The organism is Intrasporangium calvum, assembly GCF_028446585.1.
GTDB classification, from domain to species: Bacteria; Actinomycetota; Actinomycetes; order Actinomycetales; family Dermatophilaceae; genus Intrasporangium; species Intrasporangium calvum_A.
In genome coordinates this window covers 1-22,941 of the sequence record NZ_JAPFQL010000061.1, presented here as the reverse complement: position 1 = coordinate 22,941, position 22,941 = coordinate 1, and the positions used below count along the sequence as shown (strand labels likewise).

20 protein-coding genes are annotated in these 22,941 nt (G+C 71.5%); 4 read left to right on the top strand and 16 right to left on the bottom strand.

The genetic code is table 11. The features are described 5' to 3' along the window. Positions 1–113: 113 nt before the first annotated feature. The 9 genes from OO014_RS13750 to rimP all read right to left on the bottom strand — a co-directional run bounded on the left by OO014_RS13750 (position 114) and on the right by rimP (position 11,134). Positions 114–1,973 (bottom strand): AMP-dependent synthetase/ligase, encoded by a 1,860-nt coding sequence (locus tag OO014_RS13750; RefSeq protein WP_272462890.1) that lies wholly within the window; start codon positions 1,971–1,973, stop codon positions 114–116. Between the two features lie 135 nt (positions 1,974–2,108). Then, positions 2,109–3,308, bottom strand: a complete 1,200-nt coding sequence (gene rodA / locus OO014_RS13745; RefSeq protein WP_272462889.1) for a rod shape-determining protein RodA — start codon at positions 3,306–3,308, stop codon at positions 2,109–2,111. After that, complete coding sequence (locus OO014_RS13740) at positions 3,272–4,243, bottom strand: bifunctional riboflavin kinase/FAD synthetase (protein WP_272462888.1); 972 nt, start codon at positions 4,241–4,243, stop codon at positions 3,272–3,274. The genes rodA and OO014_RS13740 overlap by 37 nt, the downstream gene beginning before the upstream one ends. Before the next feature lie 55 nt (positions 4,244–4,298). Further along, positions 4,299–5,237 carry a tRNA pseudouridine(55) synthase TruB gene (gene truB / locus OO014_RS13735; protein WP_272462887.1) on the bottom strand — a complete coding sequence of 313 codons (939 nt, stop codon included), beginning with the start codon at positions 5,235–5,237 and terminating at the stop codon, positions 4,299–4,301. Next, the gene (rbfA, locus tag OO014_RS13730; RefSeq protein ID WP_272462886.1) at positions 5,234–5,704 is read right to left on the bottom strand and encodes a 30S ribosome-binding factor RbfA; all 471 of its coding nucleotides are present in this window, start codon (positions 5,702–5,704) and stop codon (positions 5,234–5,236) included. The genes truB and rbfA overlap by 4 nt, the downstream gene beginning before the upstream one ends. A gap of 252 nt (positions 5,705–5,956) precedes the next feature. Further along, positions 5,957–8,968: a translation initiation factor IF-2 gene (infB, locus tag OO014_RS13725; protein WP_272462885.1), complete on the bottom strand. Its 3,012-nt coding sequence runs from the start codon at positions 8,966–8,968 to the stop codon at positions 5,957–5,959. A 163-nt stretch (positions 8,969–9,131) separates the two neighbouring features. Continuing rightward, positions 9,132–9,392, bottom strand: a complete 261-nt coding sequence (locus OO014_RS13720) for a YlxR family protein (RefSeq protein ID WP_272462891.1) — start codon at positions 9,390–9,392, stop codon at positions 9,132–9,134. Between the two features lie 174 nt (positions 9,393–9,566). Further along, entirely contained in the window at positions 9,567–10,583 is a 1,017-nt protein-coding gene (gene nusA, locus OO014_RS13715; protein ID WP_272462884.1) for a transcription termination factor NusA, read from the bottom strand. Further along, positions 10,583–11,134: a ribosome maturation factor RimP gene (rimP, locus tag OO014_RS13710; RefSeq protein ID WP_272462883.1), complete on the bottom strand. Its 552-nt coding sequence runs from the start codon at positions 11,132–11,134 to the stop codon at positions 10,583–10,585. The genes nusA and rimP overlap by 1 nt, the downstream gene beginning before the upstream one ends. A 193-nt stretch (positions 11,135–11,327) precedes the next feature. Between rimP and OO014_RS13705 the strand changes: the two genes are divergently transcribed. From OO014_RS13705 to OO014_RS13695, 3 genes are read left to right on the top strand one after another with little or no spacing between them, the layout of a single operon-like run. After that, positions 11,328–12,263, top strand: coding sequence for a hypothetical protein (locus OO014_RS13705; protein WP_272462882.1), 936 nt, complete (start codon positions 11,328–11,330; stop codon positions 12,261–12,263). Next, entirely contained in the window at positions 12,260–13,189 is a 930-nt protein-coding gene (locus tag OO014_RS13700) for an aminoglycoside phosphotransferase family protein (RefSeq protein WP_272462881.1), read from the top strand. Before OO014_RS13705 ends, OO014_RS13700 begins: the two co-directional genes overlap by 4 nt. Positions 13,190–13,226: 37 nt before the next feature. Continuing rightward, on the top strand, positions 13,227–15,209 hold the full coding sequence (locus tag OO014_RS13695; protein ID WP_272462880.1) for a thioredoxin domain-containing protein: 1,983 nt from the start codon (positions 13,227–13,229) through the stop codon (positions 15,207–15,209). 93 nt (positions 15,210–15,302) lie between these two features. Here the strand turns inward: OO014_RS13695 and OO014_RS13690 are convergent, their stop codons facing one another. The 5 genes from OO014_RS13690 to OO014_RS13670 all read right to left on the bottom strand — a co-directional run bounded on the left by OO014_RS13690 (position 15,303) and on the right by OO014_RS13670 (position 20,621). Continuing rightward, a complete protein-coding gene (locus tag OO014_RS13690) occupies positions 15,303–15,659 on the bottom strand; it encodes a hypothetical protein (RefSeq protein ID WP_272462879.1) in 357 nt (118 codons plus the stop codon). A 139-nt stretch (positions 15,660–15,798) separates the two neighbouring features. Continuing rightward, entirely contained in the window at positions 15,799–17,244 is a 1,446-nt protein-coding gene (locus OO014_RS13685; RefSeq protein WP_272462878.1) for a hypothetical protein, read from the bottom strand. A gap of 99 nt (positions 17,245–17,343) precedes the next feature. Next, positions 17,344–18,129 (bottom strand): TSUP family transporter, encoded by a 786-nt coding sequence (locus tag OO014_RS13680; RefSeq protein ID WP_272462877.1) that lies wholly within the window; start codon positions 18,127–18,129, stop codon positions 17,344–17,346. Between the two features lie 21 nt (positions 18,130–18,150). Further along, on the bottom strand, positions 18,151–18,870 hold the full coding sequence (locus tag OO014_RS13675) for an HAD family hydrolase (RefSeq protein WP_272462876.1): 720 nt from the start codon (positions 18,868–18,870) through the stop codon (positions 18,151–18,153). Continuing rightward, complete coding sequence (locus OO014_RS13670) at positions 18,867–20,621, bottom strand: proline--tRNA ligase (RefSeq protein ID WP_420485517.1); 1,755 nt, start codon at positions 20,619–20,621, stop codon at positions 18,867–18,869. The genes OO014_RS13675 and OO014_RS13670 overlap by 4 nt, the downstream gene beginning before the upstream one ends. 263 nt (positions 20,622–20,884) lie before the next feature. On the opposite strand from OO014_RS13670, the gene OO014_RS13665 reads away from it, so the two are divergent. Continuing rightward, positions 20,885–21,736, top strand: coding sequence for a GNAT family N-acetyltransferase (locus OO014_RS13665; protein WP_272462874.1), 852 nt, complete (start codon positions 20,885–20,887; stop codon positions 21,734–21,736). 42 nt (positions 21,737–21,778) lie between these two features. Here the strand turns inward: OO014_RS13665 and OO014_RS13660 are convergent, their stop codons facing one another. Together OO014_RS13660 and OO014_RS13655 are read right to left on the bottom strand one after the other, a co-directional pair. Then, a complete protein-coding gene (locus tag OO014_RS13660; protein ID WP_272462873.1) occupies positions 21,779–22,198 on the bottom strand; it encodes a MauE/DoxX family redox-associated membrane protein in 420 nt (139 codons plus the stop codon). Positions 22,199–22,227: 29 nt separating this feature from the next. Further along, positions 22,228–22,941 (bottom strand): DUF4081 domain-containing GNAT family N-acetyltransferase (locus OO014_RS13655; protein WP_272462872.1); only part of this gene is annotated, 714 nt, incomplete at its 5' end.

Genomic DNA, 22,941 nt, shown 5'->3' with positions numbered 1-22,941 from the left:
CGTCGTATGCCGCTGGGCTCGGTCCCAGCCCGTTCCGCGCTGGACTGGGGTGCGTCCCCGCCCATCGAAAGAGCAGTTCGCGACGTGTCGCGAACTGCTCTTTCGATGGGGGCTCAGCTCTCGTCGTACATGCGCTCCAGGTGGTCCTTGTACTTCTCGGTCACGGCCCGGCGCTTGAGCTTCATGCTCGGGGTGAGGTCGCCCATCTCGACGCTGAGGTCGTGGTCGAGGATGGTGAAGTCCTTGATCGTCTCCCAGCGGTTCAGGCCGTCGTTGAGCCGATCGACGTAGCCCTGCACCAGCGCGCGGGCGTCGTCGGACTGGACGATCTCGCCGTAGGACTTGCCGGCCAAGCCGTTGCCGGCCGCCCACGTGGTGATGGCGTCCGGGTCGAGCGTCACGAGCGCGGTGGCGTAGTTGTGGCCGGCGCCGTAGACGAGGAACTGGCTGACGTAGAGGCACATGCCCTTGAACTTCGCCTCGATCTCGGCGGGGGCGATGTACTTGCCGCCCGAGGTCTTGAAGAAGTCCTTCTTGCGGTCCGTGACGTAGACGAAGCCGCGCTCGTCGATCCGGCCGATGTCACCGGTGTGGAACCAGCCGTCCTCCTGGAGGACATCCGCCGTGGCTTCGGGGCTGTTGTGGTAGCCGCGCATGACGCCGGGGCCCTTGACGAGGATCTCGCCGTCCTCGGCGATCTTGACCTCGGTGCCCGGCATCGGCCAGCCGACCGAGCCATAGCGGTAGCACCCCGGCTCCGGCAGGTTGACCGTGGTGCCCGATGACGTCTCGGTGAGGCCGTAGCCCTCGACGAGGAGCAGCCCCACGGCGCCGAACCACTTGGCGACCTCGGCGTTGAGCGGGGCGGACCCGCTGATCATGAACCGGACCCGGCCGCCGAAGCGCTCCTGGACCTTGTGGAGCACGAGCTTGGTGGCGAGCTTGTGCTTCCGGGCGAGGCCGGCCGAGGGGGTCTCGCCGCGCTCGAGCACGTCACGCATCTCGGCGCCGACCTTGAGCGCCCAGTCGATCAGCTTCTTCTTGACGCCGGTCTCCTGGCCGAGCATCAGCTCGACGCGGCCGCGTGCCTTCTCGTAGATCCGCGGCGGCCCGGCCATGAAGGTCGGCTTGATGATCGCCATGTTGTCGACGATCTTGTCGATCCGGCCGTCGACGGCCGTGGGGAAGCCGATCTGGAGCCCCAGGGCGAGCAGCATCTTGCCGAAGACGTGCGAGAGCGGCAGCCAGAGGAACTGGAGGTCGTCCTCCTTCACCGTGCCGGTGGCCTCGATCAGCGCGCCCTCGTAGACGACGCTGTCCTGGACGAGACGCACGCCCTTGGGCCGCCCGGTCGTGCCGGAGGTGTAGATGACCACGGCGAGGCTCTCCGGGCCGAGCTGGTCGATGCGCTCGTCGACGACGCCGGGGCTCGTGGCGAGCAGCTCGCGGCCCTTGGCGGCCAGGTCCTCGGTCGTGATGACCCAGCCGTCCTCGGTGGCCCGCCCCGACATCGTGACGACCTGCTTGACGTGCGGGATGTCGTTGCGGCGGTCCTGCAGCTTGGCGATCTGAGTGTCGTCCTCGGCGAAGACGACGGCGCTGCCCGAGTCGCTGAGGATGTAGGCCACGTCGTCGGCGATCGTCGTCGGATAGACGGTGGTGGTGGCGCCACCGGCGCAGACGATGGCGAGGTCGGCAAGGACCCAGGGCAGGCTGGTGTTGGAGGCGATCGCGACTCGGTCGCCCAGCTCGACTCCGAGGCTGATCAGTCCGGCGGCCCACTCACGGACGATGTCGTGCGTCTGGCGCCACGTGAGTGTCGTCAGCTCGGTCCCGCCATCCTTGAAATAGAGGTAGGCGGGCTTGTCCGGGGTGGCCTGGACGCGGTCGCGGAAGAGGGCGCCCACGCTGGGAGCGCGGTTGTCGAGGACAGCCTGGTCGACAGCTCGGTCGGCGACGGACTGCAGGGGCATGCTGACTCCTTCGTCACGGCGGTTGTCCGTCCTCGGCGACGGCGGACAACCGCGTTGAGCGGGATGATGCCGTATCTCGAGCCAAAGGTCACGAGGTCCGCGCGGATCGGCATCACACCGTGACCCGTGAGTAACTTAACGCGGGCTCAATCGCCGCTGCGCGGTCTCCTCCGACACGTTCCCGACGATGCCGACGGCCAGCCACGCCGCGATCATCGAGGACCCGCCGTAGGACAGGAAGGGCAGGGGCAGCCCGGTCACCGGGAGCAGCCCAAGGTTCATCCCGACGTTCTCCACCGCCTGCACGCCGAGCCACACCCCGATGCCGGTGCTGACGAGGCGACCGAAGGTGTCCGCTCTCCGCGCCACCACCAGGGCGCGCAGGACGATGAAGCCGAGCAGCACGATGAGACCGGCCGCCCCGAGGAAGCCCAGCTCCTCACCCGCCACGGAGAAGATGAAGTCGGACTCCTGGTAGGGGATCAGCCCGGCCTGCGTCTGCCGGCCCGCGAAGAGGCCCTGCCCGTCCAGCCCCCCGGACGAGATGGCGATCCGCACCTGGCGGGTCTGGTAGCCGATGCCCTGCGGGTCGAGCGAGGGGTCGAGGAAGGCTCGCAGCCGGTCGCGCTGGTAGGGGCTGAGCAGCGGCGTCGTGAAGGCAGCCGCGACGGTGGCCACTCCGGCGACCACCACGGCGATGGTCCAGACGCGCGGTGCGCCGGCCGCCGCGATCACGGCCACCGACATCGCCACCAGGACGAGGGCGGAGCCGAGGTCTGGTTGCGCCAGGACGAGCAGGATCGGCAGGCCGGCCAGCCCCCAGGCCAGGGCGATGTCCCGGTGCCGTTGCCGCTCCCGACGGTCCGTCCGCTCGGCGAGGATCATCGCGAGCCCGATGACGAGCGCCACCTTCATGAGCTCCGACGGCTGGAGGGTGAAGCCGCCCGGCAGGCCGATCCACGACCGGGAGCCGTTCACCTGCCGGCCGAGCGGCGACAGGACGGCCACGAGCCCGGCGAGAGCCGCGAGATAGAGGAGCGGCGCCGCCGCGCGGAGCAGTCGCACGTCGATGCGGGTGACGATGATCGCCAAGCCCATGCCGATCACCGCGGCCACGGCCTGCTTCAGTGCGACGGCTCCCCCGCTCTCGACGCGGGTCGCCGACCACACGAGGAGGATGCCGACGATGGTCAGGCCGGTCGCCCCGATGAAGAGGCCCAGGTCGATCCGCAGCCACCGCGGCGGCGGTCGGGAGCCCGCGCCGGCCGGCAGCGACAGCCGCGGCGCGCGCCGGGATCCTAGGCGGGCACCGTGGCCGACAGGATCTCGCGGCACCGGGCGACGTCCTCGCGCATCTGGGTGACGAGTCCCTCGATCGACTCGAACCTCAGGGTGGGGCGCAGGTGGGAGACGAAGTCCATGGCGACGCGCTCCCCGTAGAGGTCCAGGTCGGTGCGGTCGAGGACATAGGCCTCCACACGCCGCTGGTGCCCGTCGAAGGTCGGGTTGGTGCCGACGGAGATCGCGGCCGGCAGCACACGGTCGGGGGCGTCGGCCTCGAGGTCGAGCCGCACCAGCCAGCCCGCGTAGACGCCGTCGCTCGGGACGAGGCCGTCATGGTCCTGCGACAGGTTGGCCGTCGGGAACCCGAGCTCGCGTCCACGGTGGTCGCCGTGGACCACGGTGCCGGTCACGCGGTGCGCGCGGCCCAGGATCTCGGAGGCGTGGGTGACCTTCCCGTCGAGAATCTCGGCGCGCAGCTGGGTCGAGCTCCAGCGCCGCCCCTCAGGGGCTGCCTCGCCGATGTCCTCCAGGGCGACGACGTCGAAGCCGTGCTTCTCGCCCAGCTGCCTCAGGGTGTCGACGTCACCGGAGTTGCGGACCCCGAACCTGGTGTCCTTGCCGACCACGACGGCTACGGCATGCAGACCGTCGACGAAGGTCGCCTCGACGAACTCCTCCGGCGTCTGCTGCGCGAACTCGCGGGTGAAGTGCAGGACCAGGGCGGCGCCGAGCCCGACGGACTCGAGCGCGTCGAGGCGCTGCTCGAGGGACATCACCGGCGCCGGAGCGCGCTCGGGGTAGAGCACGGCCACCGGGTGCGGGTCGAACGTCACGGCCACCGGTGTGGCTCCACGCTCGCGGGCCTCACGGACGACCCGCCCGAGCACTTCACGGTGCCCGCGGTGCACGCCGTCGAAGTTGCCGAGCGTGACAACCGTGGGCCCGAGATCTGACGGGATGTCCTCCAGGGCGTACCAGCGCTGCACGCGGACCACTGTAGTAGCCGCCACCGGGTCGTCCTGCCGCCGCCCGCCCCGGGCGTCAGTCAGCGGGAGCGAAGACGACCCGCGCCTTGGCGATCTGCCGGGTCTCGTCGAGCACCGCGACCAGGCGGCCGTCGGGGTCGATCGCGGCCACCGCGTCCGCCCGGACAGCACCGCTCGGGATCCGTTGCCCGTGCCCGAGGCTGCGTGCCTCCCCCGCGGACACGGCATGGACGGGCAGCTGGGCCCGGGCCGCCTCCGCGAGCGGAATGACCGGCATGGTCACGGCGCCGCCGGCGTCCGCTTGCGCGGCCAGGTCCTCGAGGGACGAGGCCATCCCGAGGTCGAAGCGACCGACGCGGGTCCGGCGCAAGGCCGTCAGATGGCCTCCGACGCCGAGGGCAGCACCGAGGTCGCGGGCCAGGGCCCGGACGTAGGTGCCGGAGGACACCTCGACCTCCACCTCGACATCAAGCACCACCAGGTCGCTGCCGTCGGGCAGGTTGAGGGTGACCGGCGTCACGGAGAGGACGTCGAACCGGGACACCGTGACCGGACGAGCCGGCAGGTCGACAGAGCCGCCCTTGCGAACCGTCGCGTAGCTGCGCTCGCCGCCCACCTTGATCGCGCTCACCGAGCTCGGCACCTGCTCGATGTGACCAGTCAGCGCCGCGACGGCGTCCGGGAGCAGGGCCTCGAGAGCAGCGACATCGGCCACACCCGCGGCCGTGGTGACCTCACCCTCGGCGTCGTCGGTGATGGTCGCCTGGCCGAGCCGGATCGTCGCGGCATAGGCCTTGTCGCACCCGACGAGGAAGGTCAGTAGCTTCGTGCCGCGCTCCACCCCGAGGACGAGCACCCCCGTCGCCATCGGGTCGAGGGTGCCGGCGTGGCCGACCCGGCGCGTCCCGCACAGGCGACGCGCCCGGGCCACCACGTCATGGCTGGTCCAGCCGGCAGGCTTGTCGACGACGAGCAGGCCGCTCGGTGCCGTCACCGGGCCTCGACGTCGACATCGAGGTCGAGATCCTCGGAGACTGCCCGCTCCGCAGGCTTCTTGTAGGGGTCGGGCTCCCCCGCATGCTTGGCGTTGGCCGCCGCACGGGCGAGCTCCTCGTCCCGGGCGCGCGTCTGCGCCACGAGATCCTCGAGGTGGGCCGCCCCCTCGGGAAGCGCATCCGCGATGAACTCGAGCGTCGGCGTGAGCCGGATGCCGATCTGCTTGCCCACGGCCGAGCGGATCCGGCCCTTGTTCGCCTCGAGCACGGCGGCCGTCGCCTGCCGCTCCTCGTCGGAGCCGAAGACCGTGTAGAACACCGAGGCGTGCTGCAGGTCACCGGTCACCCGGGCATCCGTGATCGTCACGAAGCCGAGGCGCTCGTCCTTCAGCCGGAACTCGAGGTACTCCGCGACGATGACCTTGATCCGATCGGCAATCTTTCGGGCGCGAGCTGGGTCAGCCATGGCTGCTACCTCGTTTCTTCTCGAATGGGTCACGGCTGCGGAACGCACCGCTGCGCTACACAGCTGTGGTCACGGACGTCAGGCCGCGTACCCACCCTAACCTCGGTGGAACGCAACCCGCCGCAAGCCGGGTGGCGCCGGGCAGCGGGAGCCGGCCCAGCGGCATACGGACTGGTGGTGGTGCGAGGCGGAGGGGCCACCCCCGGCCGGGCCTGCGCCCGACCGGAGAGGCGGCCCCTCCCCCATGCGTGATCAGGCGCGCGGCTTCTCGCGCATCTCGTAGGTGGCGATGAGGTCACCGAGCTGCAGGTCGTTGAACGACCCGAGGTTGATACCACACTCGTAGCCCTCGCGGACCTCCGTGACATCGTCCTTGAACCGGCGCAGACCGGCGATCTCGACGTTCTCGGAGACGACGACACCGTTGCGGGTGATCCGCGCCTTCGAGCCACGCTTGATCTCGCCACTGCGCACGATCGAACCGGCGATGTTGCCGAACTTGCTCGAACGGAAGATCTCGCGGATCTCCGCCGTGCCGAGCTCGACCTCCTCGAACTCCGGCTTGAGCATGCCCTTGAGCGCCGCCTCGACCTCTTCGATGGCCTGGTAGATCACCGAGTAGTAGCGGATCTCGACGCCCTCGCGCTCGGCGTAGTCGGCGTTCTGGCCCTCGGCCCGCACGTTGTAGCCGATGATGATCGCGTTGGAGGCCATCGCGAGGTTGATGTTGTTCATCGTGATGGCACCGACACCGCGGTCGATGATGCGCAGGTCGACCTCGTCGCCGACGTCGATCTTGAGCAGCGCGTCCTCGAGTGCCTCGACGGAACCCGACACGTCACCCTTGAGGATGAGGTTGAGGGTCTCCACCTTGCCCGCCGCGAGGGCCTCGTTGAGGTCCTCGAGCGAGATGCGCTTGCGGGCCTTGGCCAGGCTGGCCTGGCGGTCGGCGGCCTCACGCTTCTCGGCGATCTGGCGGGCCGTCCGGTCGTCCGGCGCCACGACGAACGTGTCACCGGCGCGCGGCACGGAGGACAGGCCGAGCACCTGGACCGGACGGGAGGGACCGGCCTCGCTGACGTTCTTGCCGTGCTCGTCGAGCATGGCGCGGACCCGGCCGTAGGCCGAGCCGGTGACGATGGCGTCACCGACCTTGAGCGTGCCCGTCTGGACGAGGACCGTCGCCGTCGCACCGCGACCGCGGTCGAGGTTGGCCTCGATCGCGACACCGCGAGCCTCACGCTCGGGGTTGGCGCGCAGGTCGAGGGCGGCGTCAGCCGTGAGCAGGACCGCCTCGAGCAGGCCGTCGATGTTGATGCCCTGCTTCGCCGAGACGTCGACGAACATCGTGTCGCCGCCGTACTCCTCAGCGATCAGGTTGTACTCGGTCAGCTGCTGGCGGATCTTGGCCGGGTTGGCACCCTCGACGTCGATCTTGTTGACCGCGACGACGATCGGCACGTCGGCCGCCTGGGCGTGGTTGAGCGCCTCGATCGTCTGCGGCATCACGCCGTCGTCGGCCGCAACCACGAGGATCGCGATGTCGGTCACCTTGGCACCACGGGCACGCATGGCGGTGAACGCCTCGTGACCCGGGGTGTCGATGAAGGTGATCGGACGCTCCTGGCCCTCGTGCACCTTGCGGACCTGGTAGGCACCGATGTGCTGGGTGATGCCACCCGCCTCGCCCGCTGCGACGTCCTCGTTGCGGATCGCGTCGAGCAGGCGCGTCTTGCCGTGGTCGACGTGACCCATGACGGTCACGACCGGCGGCCGCGCCTCCAGGTCCTCGTCGTCCTCGCCCTCGATGCCCGTCTCCAGGTCGATGTTGAAGGAGTCGAAGAGCTCGCGCTCCTCCTCCTCCGGGGAGACGACCTGGACGTCGTAGCCGAGCTCGGCGCCGAGGAGCTTGAAGGTGTCCTCGTCGAGCGACTGGGTCGCCGTCGCCATCTCACCGAGGTGGAACAGCACGGTGACGAGCGATGCCGGGTTGGCGTTGATCTTGTCGGCGAAGTCGGTCAGCGAGGAGCCACGACGCACGCGGACGACGGTCGTGCCGTCGCCGCGCGGGACGGTGACGCCACCGATCGACGGCGCCTGCATCTGCTCGAACTCCTGGCGCTTGGCCCGCTTGGACTTGCGCCCGCGGACCGGGCGACCGCCACCGCGGCCGAAGGCACCCTGCGTGCCACCGCGGCCACCGGGGCCACCGCCACGCGGGCCACCACCGAAACCACCGCGGCTCGGGCCGCCGGGAGCACCGGTGCCCGCACCGCCGCCACTGCCGCCACCGAAGCCACCGCGGCCACCGGGACCGCCCGGGCCACCGGGACGGCCGGGACCACCGGCGGGACGCTGGCCGGGACGGCCGATCGTGCTGCGCTCGGGCATCATGCCCGGGCTGGGACGCGGCCCACCGGGACGCGGCGCCGGACGAGGACCGGCAGCACCGGGGCCACCCGGGCGCGGGGCGCCGGCCGGCGCACCGGGGCGGGGACCGCCGGGGCGCTGCTGCGGACGCGGCATGCCCTGGCTCGAGCTGAACGGGTTGTTGCCGGGGCGCGGGCCGGCGTCACCGGGACGCTGCCTGGACTGGCCCATGCCCTGGCTCGGGGCGAACGGGTTGTTGCCGGGCCGGGGCGTGCCGGGACGCGGCGCGGGGCGCGGACCCGGCGTGGGGGCGCCGCCGCGAGCGGCCGGAGCGGCCGGACGGCTGGGGGCCGGTGCGGCCGGGCGAGCTGCGGGCGCGGGGGCCGGTGCAGCAGGGGTGGACTTCGCCGCGGGAGCCGGCTGTGCTGCTGGCGCCGCCGCCGGAGCGGGGGCTGCCGGGGCAGCAGGCGCGGGTGCCGAAGCAGCCGGTGCCGGAGCAGCCGGTGCGGGAGCGGCCGGTGCGGGAGCGGCCGGTGCCGGAGCGGCCGGTGCGGGAGCAGCGGGCGCGGCCGGGCCGGGACGGCTCGGAGCCGGACCGGGACGGCCCGGCGTGGGGGACGCCTTGGCCGCGGGGGCGGCAGGCGTGGCCGTCCTCGGGGCCGCGGGCGCGGCGCCGGACGGCGAGGTGGGGGCGGCAGTCCTTCCGGACGCCTGGGCGTCACCGCCGGAGCGCAGCTCCGCGGGGAACGTCTCCTTGATCTTGCGGACGACTGGGGGCTCGATGGTCGACGACGCCGACCGGACGAACTCTCCCTGACTCTTGAGGTGTGCGAGCAGAACCTTGCTCTCGACTCCGAGCTCCTTCGCGAGCTCGTAGACCCGGACCTTGGCCACATTTCTCCTGTCTTGGTCCGGACCTGACAGGAGGCCGAACCTGGGTTATTGCTGGGGCTTGCTCATCGCTGAGGACTCATCGGAGGCTCATAGCGTTTGACCCGCCTTGGTTCGTTGTGGTGGTGCACGACCGCCGGGTGGCGGTCGATCTGGGATGTGCTGCCTACGGGTGCTGGACGCCGAGGTGCTGTGCCACCGCGCTCACGTCGACCGCGGCCTGCAGGCGCAGGGCACGTCCGAACGCCTTGCGGCGCACTGCCAGCTCGAGACACTCGGGTCGTGGATGCAGCCACGCACCACGTCCCGGCATCCGGTGCCTCGGGTCGGGGCGGAGGTGAACCGGGGCGTTGCCCGGGAGATCTCCGTCCGTCGCCGCGACCACTCGCAGCAGAGCCGACCAGCTATCCGTTCCTCGACATCCCACACAGGTGCGGGACGGCTCGGCACGGAGTCCAGTCCGGTCGGCCACAGGACAGTCTAACCCGTATGCCGCTGGGCTCGGTCCCCGGGGCCCGCTCCCTCGATCGAAAGAGCACTTCGCGACATGTCCGCCGTGGGCCACCACGGCGCGACGTGTCGCGAAGTGCTCTTTCGATCGTCAGGGGGTGGTCGAGGCAGCCTCGGTGTCGGGGCGGATGTCGATGCGCCAGCCGGTCAGCTTGGCGGCGAGCCGGGCGTTCTGACCCTCCTTGCCGATGGCGAGGCTCAGCTGGTAGTCCGGGACGATGACCCGGGCCGTCCGGGCGGCCGCGTCGACGATCTCGACGGACTGGACCCGGGCCGGCGACAGGGCCGCGGCCACGAACGTCGCCGGGTCATCGGAGTAGTCGACGATGTCGATCTTCTCGCCCCGCAACTCGGTCATGACCGCGCGCACGCGGGCGCCCATCGGGCCGATGCACGCGCCCTTGGCGTTGACGCCCGGCACCTTGGAGTGCACCGCGATCTTCGTGCGGTGGCCGGACTCCCGGGCCAGGGCTGCGATCTCGACCGTGCCGTCGGCGATCTCGGGCACCTCGAACTTGAACAGGGTGCGGACGAGGTTGGGGTGGGTCCGGGACAGGCCGACCTGGGGGCCACGCGGACCGCGCTTGACGCTGACGACGTAGCACCGCAGCCGCTCGCCGTGGGCGTAGCGCTCGCCCGGCACCTGCTCGGCCAGGGGGAGGATGCCCTCCACGGTGCCGAAGTCCACGAGGACGTTGCGCGGGTCCTGGCTCTGCTGGATGACGCCGGAGATGACGTCGCCCTCGCGGCCCTTGAAGTCGCCGAGGATCTGCTCGTCCTCGAGGTCGCGCAGCCGCTGGACGATGACCTGGCGAGCGGTCGAGGCCGCGATCCGCCCGAAGCCCTCCGGGGTGTCGTCGAACTCGGGACCCGGCTCACCGCGCTGCGGACGCTCGCCCTCGACCGCGGGAAGGAGCTCGCCCTCCTCACGCGCCCACACGACGACGTGCCCGGTCTTGCGGTCGAGCTCCACGCGCGCGGTGCGGTAGCTGCCCTCGGTGCGGTGGTAGGCGACGAGGAGGGCCTGCTCGATGGCGGGGATGAGCACGTCGAGGCTGATCCCCCGCTCCCGCTCCAGGGCCCGGAGTGCGGCAAGGTCGATGTCCATCAGTTCTCCTCCTCCGGGCCGGCAGGACCGGCCTCCGTGTCTGCCTCGGGCCGCTTGAACTCGACCTGGACCGTGCCCTGGTGCACCGACTCGAGCCCGACCGTCTCCCGGCGGGCCGCGACCTTCTTCGTCGCCGGGACGTCCAGCACGAGGTGGTCGGGGTGCACCTCGGCGAGCCGACCGGTCACCGTGCCACCTTCGTGGGCCACCTCGACCAGCCGGCCGACCTGTCGCCGGAAGTCGTCCCGGGACCGCAGGGGCCGCCCCACCCCCGGCGAGCTGACCTCGAGGACGTAGGGGGCCGACCCCATGACGTCGGACTCGTCCAGCTCGCTGCTCACGGCACGCGTCGCGTCGGCGATGTCGTCGAGGGACAGCGGCGGGACCGCGCTGCTGACGTCGGCAGCGTCCAGACCGGCCAGGTCGGTGTCGACGAGCACCCGGACCAACCGGCGCTTGCCGGCCTGGTTGACGGTCACGTCCTCGACCACGAGTCCGAGCGGCGCGAGAGGGGGCTCGATGGTGGCTCTGATCTGCTCGGCCGTGCTCATCGCCGTCACCTCCTGCTCTTCTCGAATTCCGGCACGCGCCATCTGGCGCGGGGCCGCGTAGACCTACTCTAACCGCGCTCACTGCCCCTCGCCGACCACAAGCGGGGAGACGCTGCGGCGGAGGCGGACCCGGGCCGCGGCAGAGCGACCGGGGGCACGCCTCTCGTCCCCGGCGCATGCGAAGATCTGGCCCATGAGTGGCGACACCCGGAGGCGCGGGTCCCGGGTGACCCCGCAACGCGCCCTGCCGCCGCGCCGGCTGTTCGTCATCGGCGGCGCAGCGGCTGCCCTCGCGATCCTCGTCGACCGGGGCCTGCGCCTCGACCTGCCCCAGCCGACTCCCCCGGTCCCCACCCGCCGAGCAGCCGCCGACGAGGCACTCCTCGTCGCAGTGGTGCGGGACCTGGACGAGCTCCTCCGCGCCTGGCCACGAGCGACGCAGCCGCGCGCCCTCAAGGACGTCCGCAGCCTCCTGAGCGAGCAGCGTCGCGTCCTCGTCGGCCGACTGACGAACGAGGGCGTACCGACCGAGGAGATCACCGGGCCCGCTCCTGGCAGCACCTCGGCCCCGGTCAAACGGCTCAGCCCCGCACGACTGGCCAAGCGTCTCCAGACCCTGCCGCGAGCCCATCTCGAGGCAACGACGAGCGCGACCGAGGGGGCTCGGGAACTGCTGACAGCGGCATACGGCGGCATCTTGACCGCTGCGGGACTGCTCGGAGAGGACGTCGGGCCGGCGGCGGAGGCCACCGGGTCGCGGACCGAGCTCGCCGAGCGGACCTCGCCCATGGTCTATGCGTTCGAGGTCGTTGCGGCCCAGTCCTCGGGTGCCCAGCGCGAGCGCGCTCTCGCCACGCTGGACCGGCTGCGCACCCTCGAGCGCGTCGTCGGCCGGGCCGAGGCCTCGAGCGGCTGGGCGCTGCCGTTCAAGGTGGATGACCAGAAGAGCGCCGGCCGCCTCGCCGACGTGGTCCTCGACCGCGCGTTGGCAGCCGTGGCCGACGTGCTGCCCGCCGCCCCCACGAGCCAGTCCGTCGACGACGTCGCCCGCTGGGTCGCAGCAGTCCAGCTCGCGGCCGGGCAGTGGGGGCGCGAACCGGTGGCCTTCCCCGGGACGAAGCAGCCGTGATCGACCTCATCCCCCTGCACTTCGCACACCACATCGCCGGCCTCGAGGCCGACGGCTACGTCTCCGGCGAGGAGTGGCTGCAGCAGCTCCCCGACCTGCTCGCCGACCTGCTCGCCGAGTGGGAGCTCGAGCCGATCGGGCGGAGCCTGAGCGGCTACTGCTCCGTGGTGGTGCCGGTGCGTCTGGTCGGCAGCGGCCGCGGCGCCGTCGGGGTGGCCGGCGAGGCCGTGCTCAAGGTCTCCTGGCCGCATCCTGAGGCGGCGACCGAGCCGCTCGCCCTGCAGACGTGGAACGGGCACGGGGCCGTGCGCCTCGTGCGCGCCGACCCGGCCCGCTTCGCCCTGCTCCTCGAGCGCCTCGACACGCGCGACCTGTCGACCGTCGACATCGACGAAGCGTGCAGCGTCATCGGGCGGCTCCTGACCACGCTGCGACGCCCGGCTCATCCCCGGATCCCCCAGCTCACCGACTACGCCGCCCGCCAGGCGCACGAACTGGCCGCAGCCCCTGCCGTGATCCCGCGCCGCTACCTCGACCAGGCCGCGGCCCTGGCGCGAGAGCTCGTCGCCCGGCCCCCCGCCGAGGAGCGGCTCCTCCACACCGACCTGCACTACGGCAACGTGCTGGCGGCCCGGCGCGCCCCGTGGCTGGCGATCGACCCCAAGCCGATGGCCGGGGACCCCGCCTTCGAGGTGGCGCCCGCCCTGTGGAACCGCGCGGACGAGCTCGGCACCGGGTCGCAGGTCCGCTGGTCCCTGCGGCGACGACTCGAGATCATCTGCGACGAGGCCGGTCTCGACGAGGGGCGGGCGCGCGCCTGGACGATCGTGCGCGAAGCCGACAACGCCCTCGAGGTGGCGGACAACCCAGCGGCCCGCGACCGGGTCAGCCTCGCCGTGGTGATCATCAAGGCGATGAACGACTGAGGTCCGTCCGACCGGCCCCGGATGGCAGGGTGGAGGGATGAGCAACCGACTCGCCGAGGCCACCAGCCCCTACCTGCTCCAGCACCGGGACAACCCGGTCCACTGGCAGGAGTGGGGCGACGCCGCCTTCGCCGAGGCGCGCGAGCGCAACGTCCCGGTCCTGCTGTCGGTGGGCTATGCGGCGTGCCACTGGTGCCACGTGATGGCGCACGAGTCGTTCGAGGACGAGGCGGTGGCGCAGGCACTCAACGAGCGCTTCGTGTCCGTCAAGGTCGACCGGGAGGAGCGGCCCGACATCGACGCCGTCTACATGGCCGCGGTCACCGCGACGACCGGGCACGGCGGCTGGCCGATGACGTGCTTCCTCACGCCCGAGGGCCAGCCCTTCTTCTGCGGCACGTACTTCCCCCGCGACCACTTCCTGCGCGTGCTCGCTGGGATCGACGAGGCGTGGCGGACGCGGGAGGACGAGGTGCGCGCCTCCGGGTTGCACATCACCAGTGCCCTTCGCGAGGGCCTGGCCAGCCCTGAGCCGTATGCTGCCGGGCTCGCCGACCTCGACCGTGCCGTCACGCTGTTGTCGGGTCAGTTCGACTCTGCTGCCGGTGGCTTTGGCAATGCGCCGAAGTTTCCGCCGTCGATGGTGCTGGAGTTTCTGCTCCGGCACCATGCGCGCACGGGTGACGGCGTGTCCTTGGCCATGGCGGACCGGACGCTCGACGCGATGGCCAGGAGCGGGATGTACGACCAGGTCGGCGGTGGCTTCGCCCGCTATGCGGTCGACGCGAAGTGGGTGGTGCCGCACTTCGAGAAGATGCTCTACGACAACGCGCTGCTGCTGCGGGTGTATGCGCACTGGTGGCGCGTGGACCGGAACCCGCTGGCCGAGAAGGTGGTCCGGGAGACGGTTGACTTCCTGCTGAGTGAGCTGCGCACGGCGGAGGGCGGGTTCGCCTCGTCGCTGGACGCGGACACGGATGGGGTCGAGGGCCTGACCTACGTGTGGACGCCGGCCCAGCTCGCCGAAGTGCTGGGCGAGGACGATGGCGCGCGGGCTGGCCGCCTCTTCACGGTGACGGAGCACGGGACCTTCGAGCACGGCACCTCGACCCTCCAGCTGCTCGTCGACCCCGACGATCCGGAGTGGTTCGGAGACGCGCGGACCCGTCTGACGCAGGCGCGGGCGAAACGGCCCCAGCCCGGTCGTGACGACAAGGTCGTGACGTCGTGGAACGGGCTGGCCATCGCCGCCCTCGCGGAGGCCGGGGCGATCTTCGAGGAGCCTGAGTGGATTGCCGCTGCCGGCACGTCCGCGGAGCTCCTGCTCGACCTGCACGTCGTGGACGGTGACCTGCGGCGGGCCTCCCGAGACGGCCGGGTCGGTGCCGCTGCCGGGGTGGCGGACGACTACGGAAACGTGGCCGAGGGGCTCCTCGCGCTGCACCAGGCGACTGGTGAGGCGCGCTGGCTCACCGTGGCTGGCCATCTGCTCCGGCAGGCACAGGATCGGTTCGGGGCCGAGGACGGCGGTTTCCACGACACGGCTGCGGACGCCGAGCAGCTCTTCCTGCGTCCGCGCAGTGGGGCGGACAACGCCGAGCCGTCCGGTCAGTCCGCCATCGCGGTCGCCCTCGTCACCCTCGGCGCGCTGACCGGTGACCCGGAGACCATCGAGGCGGGGCGGCGGGGCATCGACGCCGGCATGGGACTCGCCGGGCGGGAACCACGGTTCGGCGGCTGGACCCTGGCTGGCGCTGAGGCTCTCGCCGCCGGTCCCTTGCAGGTCGCGGTCGTCGGGAGCGGCCCTGAGGCCGAGGCCCTGGCCCGCACGACCCGGCTCGCCACGAGCCCGGGTCTCGTGATGGTTCAGGGCGCTCCGGACACGCCCGGGGTCCCCTTGCTCGAGGGGCGCCCGCTCGTGGGAGGCAACCCAGCGGCATACGTCTGCCGTGGCTTTGTCTGTGATCGTCCCGTCGCGACGGTGGAGGACCTGTCGGCGGCCCTCTCCGCCCGGCTCTGACGGCACCGGTTCGCCCGCCGCCCCACTCGAGTGGCCCCGGGATCCACAGGTGGGCCTGTGGAGACTGGGGCCACTCGAGGTGGGGGCGGGCGGTCAGAGGGCGGTCGAGAGATAGTCGGGAGCTGACAGGGCGAAGGCCTCACGCGCCCGCTGCTCGGCGAGCTCACCCAGGAGCAGAGCCTCGCGGACGAACGGGCTGCACTCCTCGAGGGTGGTCTCGCCGCGCTGCAGGCGGACCACGTCGCTGTCCTTCCTGCTCGTCGAGAAGACGACGTCCATCCCGCGGAGCGTCGCGTAGGCGCCGGCCACGGCCTGCGCCGCCCGGCCGCTCTCGGCTTCCAGGCCGCGCAGGTGGATGCTCACCGGCATCCCCATGGCCTGCTCCACCCACGCCTTGCGCGGCATCGCCGGCACCAGCATGGTCTGACTGCGTGTCGTCGCCGCCGTCATCGCCGCCTCCTCACTGGCTCAGGTGATCCATGCCGTATGCCGCTGGGCTCGGTCTGCGTCCGGGCCGCCGGTCCCGACGTGGTTGAGCTGGTCATGGCCCCAACCTCGTCGGGACGGCTGTGCGGTCACTGTGGATGCGTCAAGGCAGCCGTGTGAGCCCGAACCCTCCGGTCGATGTCTCCTGGCCGGGCAGCGCCACCGTGTAGACGTCGAGTCCGCGCACGAGGTCTACGGTGTAGACGATGTTGGTCCGCTTGCCGATTGCCGTGCCGTTCTGGTTGTGGACCGGCACCCAGTAGGCGTCCCACACCTCGGAGCCTCCCCACAGTGCGTGACCGAACGGCTTGATGTCCTGCGGGTCGCGCACGTCGACGAGCTGGAGCCCGCCGCCGTAGAAGCCGACGCTGACGATCCCGGACGGGTGGTAGTCGAACCAGTGCGCCGAGCAGAAGGCGCCGACCGGGACGGGATAGGAGCCCAGGTCGGCCAGCTCGACCTTGTCCAGCGGGACGATCGCGTCGGGCGTTCCGTCGAGGCGCCGGACGTGCCAGGTCTGGAAGGAGCCGGCCTGGGCGCAGTCGACCTGCTCGTAGTCCTCCTCGGTGACGAGCAGGATGTTGCCGTTGGCCAACGAAGGCGGCGCATCCGGCCGGAACGCGGCCGCGTTGGGGCGGAACGAGTTGTGGTGGATGAAGTTGTTGTAGCCGGTGGCGGCCCCCTCAGCGGCGCTGTCGCCCGCCCGGCCAGTGGTCGTCGTCAGACGTGGACGGGCGGGGTCGCGCACGTCGAAGACCGCCGAGCCGGACCAGCCGGTGTGGGTGGCGAAGCCGGCCTCGTCGAAGTTCCACTTGTGCCCGGCCGCGGGCGAGGCGAACGGCTGGGTCCCAGTGGTCGCCGGGTCGCTGTCGACCTCCACCGGGTGGTCCGGGTCGGTCAGGTCGAAGATGGAGAAGCGTCCCGCCGCACCGCGCCCGCCTCCGGACGAGTAGGCGTAGCGGCAGTCCGTGTCGACGACGCAGGCGACCGTGTGCGTGCCGGTCGTCGCGCTGGTCCGCGAGCGAACGTAGGGGCGGGCTGGGTCGGTGACGTCGACGAGGACGAGCTCGTCGCCGCCCACTGACCCGCTCGCGTGGGCGATGTCGGTCGAGGACGCGCTGGCGAGGTCGTTGCCGACGAGGACGAAGCGCTCGACAGCCTGACCGAGGCGTCGCTCACCGCAGTTCATCGCCTCGTTCTCGAAGACGACGTTGTCGACGACCCCGGCCAGACGCGGGTGCTGCGGGTCGCTCGTGTCGTAGACGCTGATGGCCTTGAGCGACGAGACGTAGAAGAACGGTGCCGACTTCGCGAAGCAGCCGGAGATCGCAGCAATGTCGGGCGAGTTGCCGACCCAGGACACGTTCGGGCTCATCAGTGCAGGGATGCTCGTGCCGTCGAGGTAGGCCTCCCGGGCTGCCGCCGCACGGCTGTCGTCATGGCCGTCGCCGTGGGCTCCGGCCGGCACCGCGAGGCTCGCGATGACGCCGGCGGTGGCCGTCGTGGCGAGCGCGAGGCGCAGGAGTCGTTGGACGAGGGGTGTGGGCATCGTTGACCTCCGGGTGACCGCGCCCGCGATGTCGGGCGGTGGTCGGACAACGACCTGTGGCTGCCTGGGGTTACTGGTCCGCGACGCGGTGGCAGATCGTCAGGACCACCAGCCCAGGAGGCTGCCGCCGATCCGGATGATGAACGCCGTGACGATGACGACGAACACGGCTCGGACGAAGCCGCTCCCCCGCGCCACCGCGGTGCGAGCACCCACGTAGCCGCCGAGGATGTTGCCGACGGCCATGAGCAGCCCGACCTGCCAGACGACGTGGCCGCCGGGCGCGAAGACGGTCAGCGCACCCAGGTTGGTCGCGAAGTTGGTGATCTTCGCCTTGGCGCTTGCTTCGAGGAACGCATAGCCGAGCAGCCCCACGAGGGCGAAGACCATGAACGAGCCGGTGCCCGGGCCCAGCGCGCCGTCATAGACGCCGATGACAAAGCCCGTGAGCATCGCCAGGAGGACGTGCTTGTGCCCGTGGAAGCGTTTGAGCGACTCGCGGCCGAGGTCGGGTCGGAACAGGGTGTAGCCGCCGACGACGACGAGGAGCACGAGGATGATCGGGTTGAACGCCGACTTCGGGATGTGCAGGCCGATGACCGCCCCGCCGATGGCCCCGACGTAGGCGACGGCCGCCATCGGCAACGCGGTGCGCAGGTCGGCCCCGACCCGACGAAAGTAGGTCACCGAGCTCGTGGCCGTCCCGAAGATGGAGCTGGCCTTGTTGGTCGCCAGCAGCTGGGCCGGTGTGGCGCCGGGCAGGCCGAGGAGGAGGGCGGGCAGCTGGATGAGGCCGCCACCGCCGACGACGGCGTCGATCCAGCCGGCGGCGAAGCCGGCGACGGTCAGCAGTGCGAGGACGGTGGGGCTGAGGTCCTCAATCACGACAGGCCCGCTGATGGCGGGTCACGGGAGGTTCCACGCCGCGACGATCGACTCGATGTCGGCGAGGTCGTGGGCCACGGCGTCGGGCGTCGCCTCGTGGGACACCTGCTGCTCGACCGGGATGGTGGAGTGCGGGATCCAGATGGCCCGCATCCCGACCTGCTGCGGCCCGTGCACGTCCTCGTAGGAGCGGTCACCGACGTACGCGCACTGGTCGGGGGCGACGCCGAGCGCCTCGGCGGCGTGGGCGAAGATCTCCGCTCGCGGCTTCACCCAGGGCACCTCGCTCGAGTAGACGTCGGCGTCGATGAGGTCGAGGACGCCGTCCCGCTCGAAGATGCCCCGGTGGTAGTCGCGGTCCCAGATCGTGTTGGAGAGGACGCCCACACGAAGCCCGACCGCACGCAGCCCCTCCCACAGCGGCCCGATCGCTGGATGCGTCAGGGTGTGCGGCTCCCAGAACTCCCGGTAGGCCGCGGTGCCCGCCTCGGTCCGGGCGTCGCCCGGAGGCAGTCCGCACGACTCGAGGATCTCGTGGAGCCGAGCACTCAGCCCCTCGGTGCGGCCACGCGCCCACGCGAGGTCCTCAGCGGCATACAGCTTGCCGGCGAGGTCGTCGCGCGCGCACGCGATGGTGCCCGCCCCATCGGCGAAGGCGGTCCACTGGGCGCGGAGGTCGACCGTGTGCCACGGCGTGATCGTCCCGCCCCAGTCGAAGATGACCGCCTTCACCGGTGTCACGAGGCGCGGACCTCAGCGAGAACGGCCTCCACGATGCCCTCGAGCGCCACCTCGCGGCGCTCCCCCGACCGGCGGTCCTTGATCTCGACCTTGCCATCGGCGAGGCCGCGGCCCACGACGACGATGGTGGGGACGCCGATGAGCTCGGAGTCCTTGAACTTCACGCCGGGGCTGACGCCGCGGCGGTCGTCGACGATGCAGGTCAGTCCCTGCGCCTCGAGGTCGCGGGCGATCTCGTCGGCGGCGCTGAAGAGCGCCTCGTCCTTGCCGGCGGCGACGATGTGCACGTCGGCGGGTGAGAGCTCGCGCGGCCAGATGATGCCGGCGTCGTCGTAGTTGCCCTCGACGACGCAGGCGACGGCACGGGACACCCCGACGCCGTAGGAGCCCATCACGACCGTGGTCAGCTTGCCGTTCTGGTCGAGGACGCGCAGGTCCAGCGCCTCGGCGTACTTCTTGCCGAGCTGGAAGACGTGCCCCATCTCGATGCCGCGAGCGCCCTCGAGGACGTGGTCGCAGTTGGGGCAGGGGTCACCGAAGCGCACCTCGGCAGCCTCGATGGTGCCGTCGCCCTCGAAGTCACGACCGGCGACCAGGTCGATGACGTGCTTGCCGGGCTCGTTGGCGCCGGTGACCCAACGAGTGCCGGCGGCCACGCGCGGGTCGAGCAGGAAGCGGATGCCCGTCGTCCCCTCGAGCCCGAGGGCACCGGGGCCGATGTAGCCCTTGACGAGACCGGGGTGCACGGCGAAGTCCTTCTCGTCGAACGCCTCCACGGTGGCGGGCTCGACCTGGGCGCCGAGGCGCTTCTCGTCGACCTCCCGGTCACCGGGGACGCCGATGGCCAGCGGCTCGCGGGTGCCGTCCGGGTGGACGAGCATGACGACGACGTTCTTGAGCGTGTCGCCGGCGGCCCAGGGCCGGTCGTCGCGGGGGTAGTGCTCGTTGAGGTGGTTGACGAGCGTCTCGATGGTCGGCGTGTCCGGCGTGTCCTCGGCGTGTGCCGCGGGGACACCCTCCCAGCCGACGGGGTCGGGCGCGGGCACGCGGACGGCCTCGACGTTGGCCGCGTAGCCGCAGCTCGTGCAGTGGACGTAGGTGTCCTCGCCGACCTCGGCGGTGGCGAGGAACTCCTCGCTCTTGGACCCACCCATGGCCCCGGCCATCGCCTCGACGATGACGTAGTGGAAGCCGAGCCGGTCGAAGATGCGGACGTAGGCGTCGCGGTGCGCCTGGTAGCTCTTGTCGAGGCCGGCCTCGTCGATGTCGAAGGAGTAGCTGTCCTTCATGACGAACTCGCGGCCACGCAGCAGGCCGGCCCGCGGACGGGCCTCGTCGCGGTACTTCGTCTGGATCTGGTAGATCGAGAGGGGCAGGTCCTTGTAGGAGCTGTAGAGGTCCTTGACCGTGAGGGTGAACATCTCCTCGTGGGTCGGGCCGAGGAGGTGGTCGGCGCCCTTGCGGTCCTGGAGCCGGAAGATGTTGGGGCCGTACTCGCTCCAGCGGCCGCTCGCGTCGAAGGGCTCGCGGGGCAGGAGCGCCGGGAAGAGCAGCTCCTGCGAGCCGATGGCGTCCATCTCCTCGCGGACGATGCGCTCGACGTTGCGCAGCACGCGCAGGCCGAGGGGCAGCCACGTGTAGACGCCGGGGCTGACCCGGCGGATGTAGCCGGCGCGGACGAGGAGCTTGTGGCTCGGGACCTCAGCGTCCGCCGGGTCCTCACGCAGGGTGCGCAGGAACAGGGACGACATGTGCAGGACCACGGGCGGGCTCCTCGGGGACGTGAGCTGGGACTTCGACCCCGGAAGGATATCTGTCGTATGCCGCTGGGCTCGCCCCCGTTTCCTCCTGACCCCCCGGTGAGGGCTCGCTGACCTCCGTCGCGCTGGCTATCAGGTCGCCGTGTCCTCCGTGGGGTGGGGTGTCTCGAGCTGTGTGCAGGGAGACACCGGTCAGCTGGGGCGTGTGACAAATCGGGGTGAACGCCTCGGTCTGCTCTGGGACATTGGGCCGTATGCCGCTGAGCTCCTTGTCGTTCCAGTCCACTTCCGACCCGGCTGAGGCCAAGGCGTGGTTCGGCGAGCTCGTCGCGGCCGAGCCGGTGCTCATGTCGGTCATCGCGAGCGTCACCGACGGCCTGGTCGCCGATCCCGGGCGCTACGAGAACCCCCGGTGGTGGGCCGGCATCGACGGGTCGGGACGGGTCGTGGCGGCATTCATGCGCACGCCGCCCTTCCCGCTGCACGTGGCCGTGGCCACGGAGCAGCAGGGTGCCGCGCTCGCCGAGCACCTCGTCGCCGAGGGCTTCTCCCTGCCGGGCGTCGGCGGTCGACGCAGGCCCGTCGAGGCCTTCCGCGATGCGTGGGTGCAGCTGACCGGCGGGTCGGCACGCACCGTGATGGAGCTCGGCGTGCTCGATCTCCCCCGGTCGCCGCGCGTGCCGTTCGAGGTGAGCGGGCACTACCGCCGGGCCCGCGAGGACGAGCTGGAACGGGTCTCCCGGTGGGCCCAGGACTTCGCGGACGCCGTGCACGAGACCCCACGCCCGGCGCCGCGCCTCGACTCCCACGTGGCAGCGGGTCGAGTCGGGTTCTGGGTCGAGGGCGGCGAACCCGTGTCGATGGCCTACGTGTCGGCGGCCAACGGGGGTGTCACTCGTGTCAGCGGCGTGTGGACCCCGCCCGCCCTGCGTGGACGTGGCTACGCCAGCGGGCTCGTCGCCGCCCTGAGCGGCGAGCGGATGGACGCCGGAGAACGCTGCATGCTGTTCACGGACCTGGCAAACCCGACGAGCAACAAGATCTACGAGGCGATCGGCTACCGGCGGGTCGGTGACGACGTCGAGGTCGAGCTGAGCCTGAGCTGACGAGACTCCGGTGACTGCCTGAGCCGGCGTCTCCTCACGCCCCTATCGGGTGACGCCGCCCGCGCGGAGGCCGGCCCGGATCATCGGCCACTGGAGCGGCAGGCGCGCGACGGTCGCCGCCAGGTAGGCGCGCCGCCGCGGGTCGGAGGGGTCGCGGCTCAGCCGGCGCGCCGCCTGGGCCGTCATGGTGACGTTCGCCGGGAGGACCGCCGCGAGCAGCGCCGCCGAGGCCAGACCCGCCACGCGCCGTGTCGATGGCACGAGCAGCCCCGCGGCACAAGCGATCTCGGCAGCACCGGATGCGTAGACCAGGGCGCGTCGCTGCGGCAGGGCCTTCGGCACGATCGACTCGAAGACCTGCGGCCGGACGAAATGAAGGACGCCGGACACGGCGAACAGGCCGGCGAGGGCTGCTGCGTCCTTCCCCAGCGGGCGGACGGGTCGGTTCAGGGCGTCGGCCATGCGCGCCACCCTACGTCGACGGCTCGCGCTCAGAGCAGGACCGTCGTGAAGGCGCCGACCTCCTGGAACCCACATCGCGCATAAGTGGCCCGTGCTGGAGCGTTGAAGTCGTTGACATAGAGCGAGACCTCGTCAGCCAAGGAGTCGAGCACCTGCTCGACGACCGCTGCCATGGCCGGCACGGCGAGTCCCTGGCCACGCAGTCGGGGGTGCACCCAGACGCCCTGGACCTGGGCGCAACCGAGCGCCAGCGAGCCGACGTCCGCCTTGAAGACGACCTCTCCGTCCTCCGTGCGGACGAAGGTGTGGCCCTGCCGGATGAGCGTGGCGATGCTGGCGCGGTAGCCGCGGTCGGACCCGAAGTAGGGCGGGTAGCCGATCTCCTCGGTGAACATGTGCGCGGCGGCCGGGACGACCGCGGACAGCTCGTCGAGACGTGCGGGGCGCACCTTCGGGTCGATGGGGATGCCCAGCTCCGAGGGTCGCGTCGAGGTGGCGAGCAACGGCTGGTGACTCCGGATGGCCCGGACGGGCCCCCACGAGGGGCCGAGCCGGTTCCACAGCCCGACGACCTGGTCCGTCGGCCCGAAGATGGAGGCACACTGGCGACGCTGGCGCATGATCCTCGCCGCGAGATCGGCCACGCCCGCCTCATCGAGGCCCACGGGGACGACGTTCGCCGACACCCAGGCCAGTCCGTCGAGACGGCCCTCGGCCCAGTGGCCGAGCAGTGCCCCGGGGTT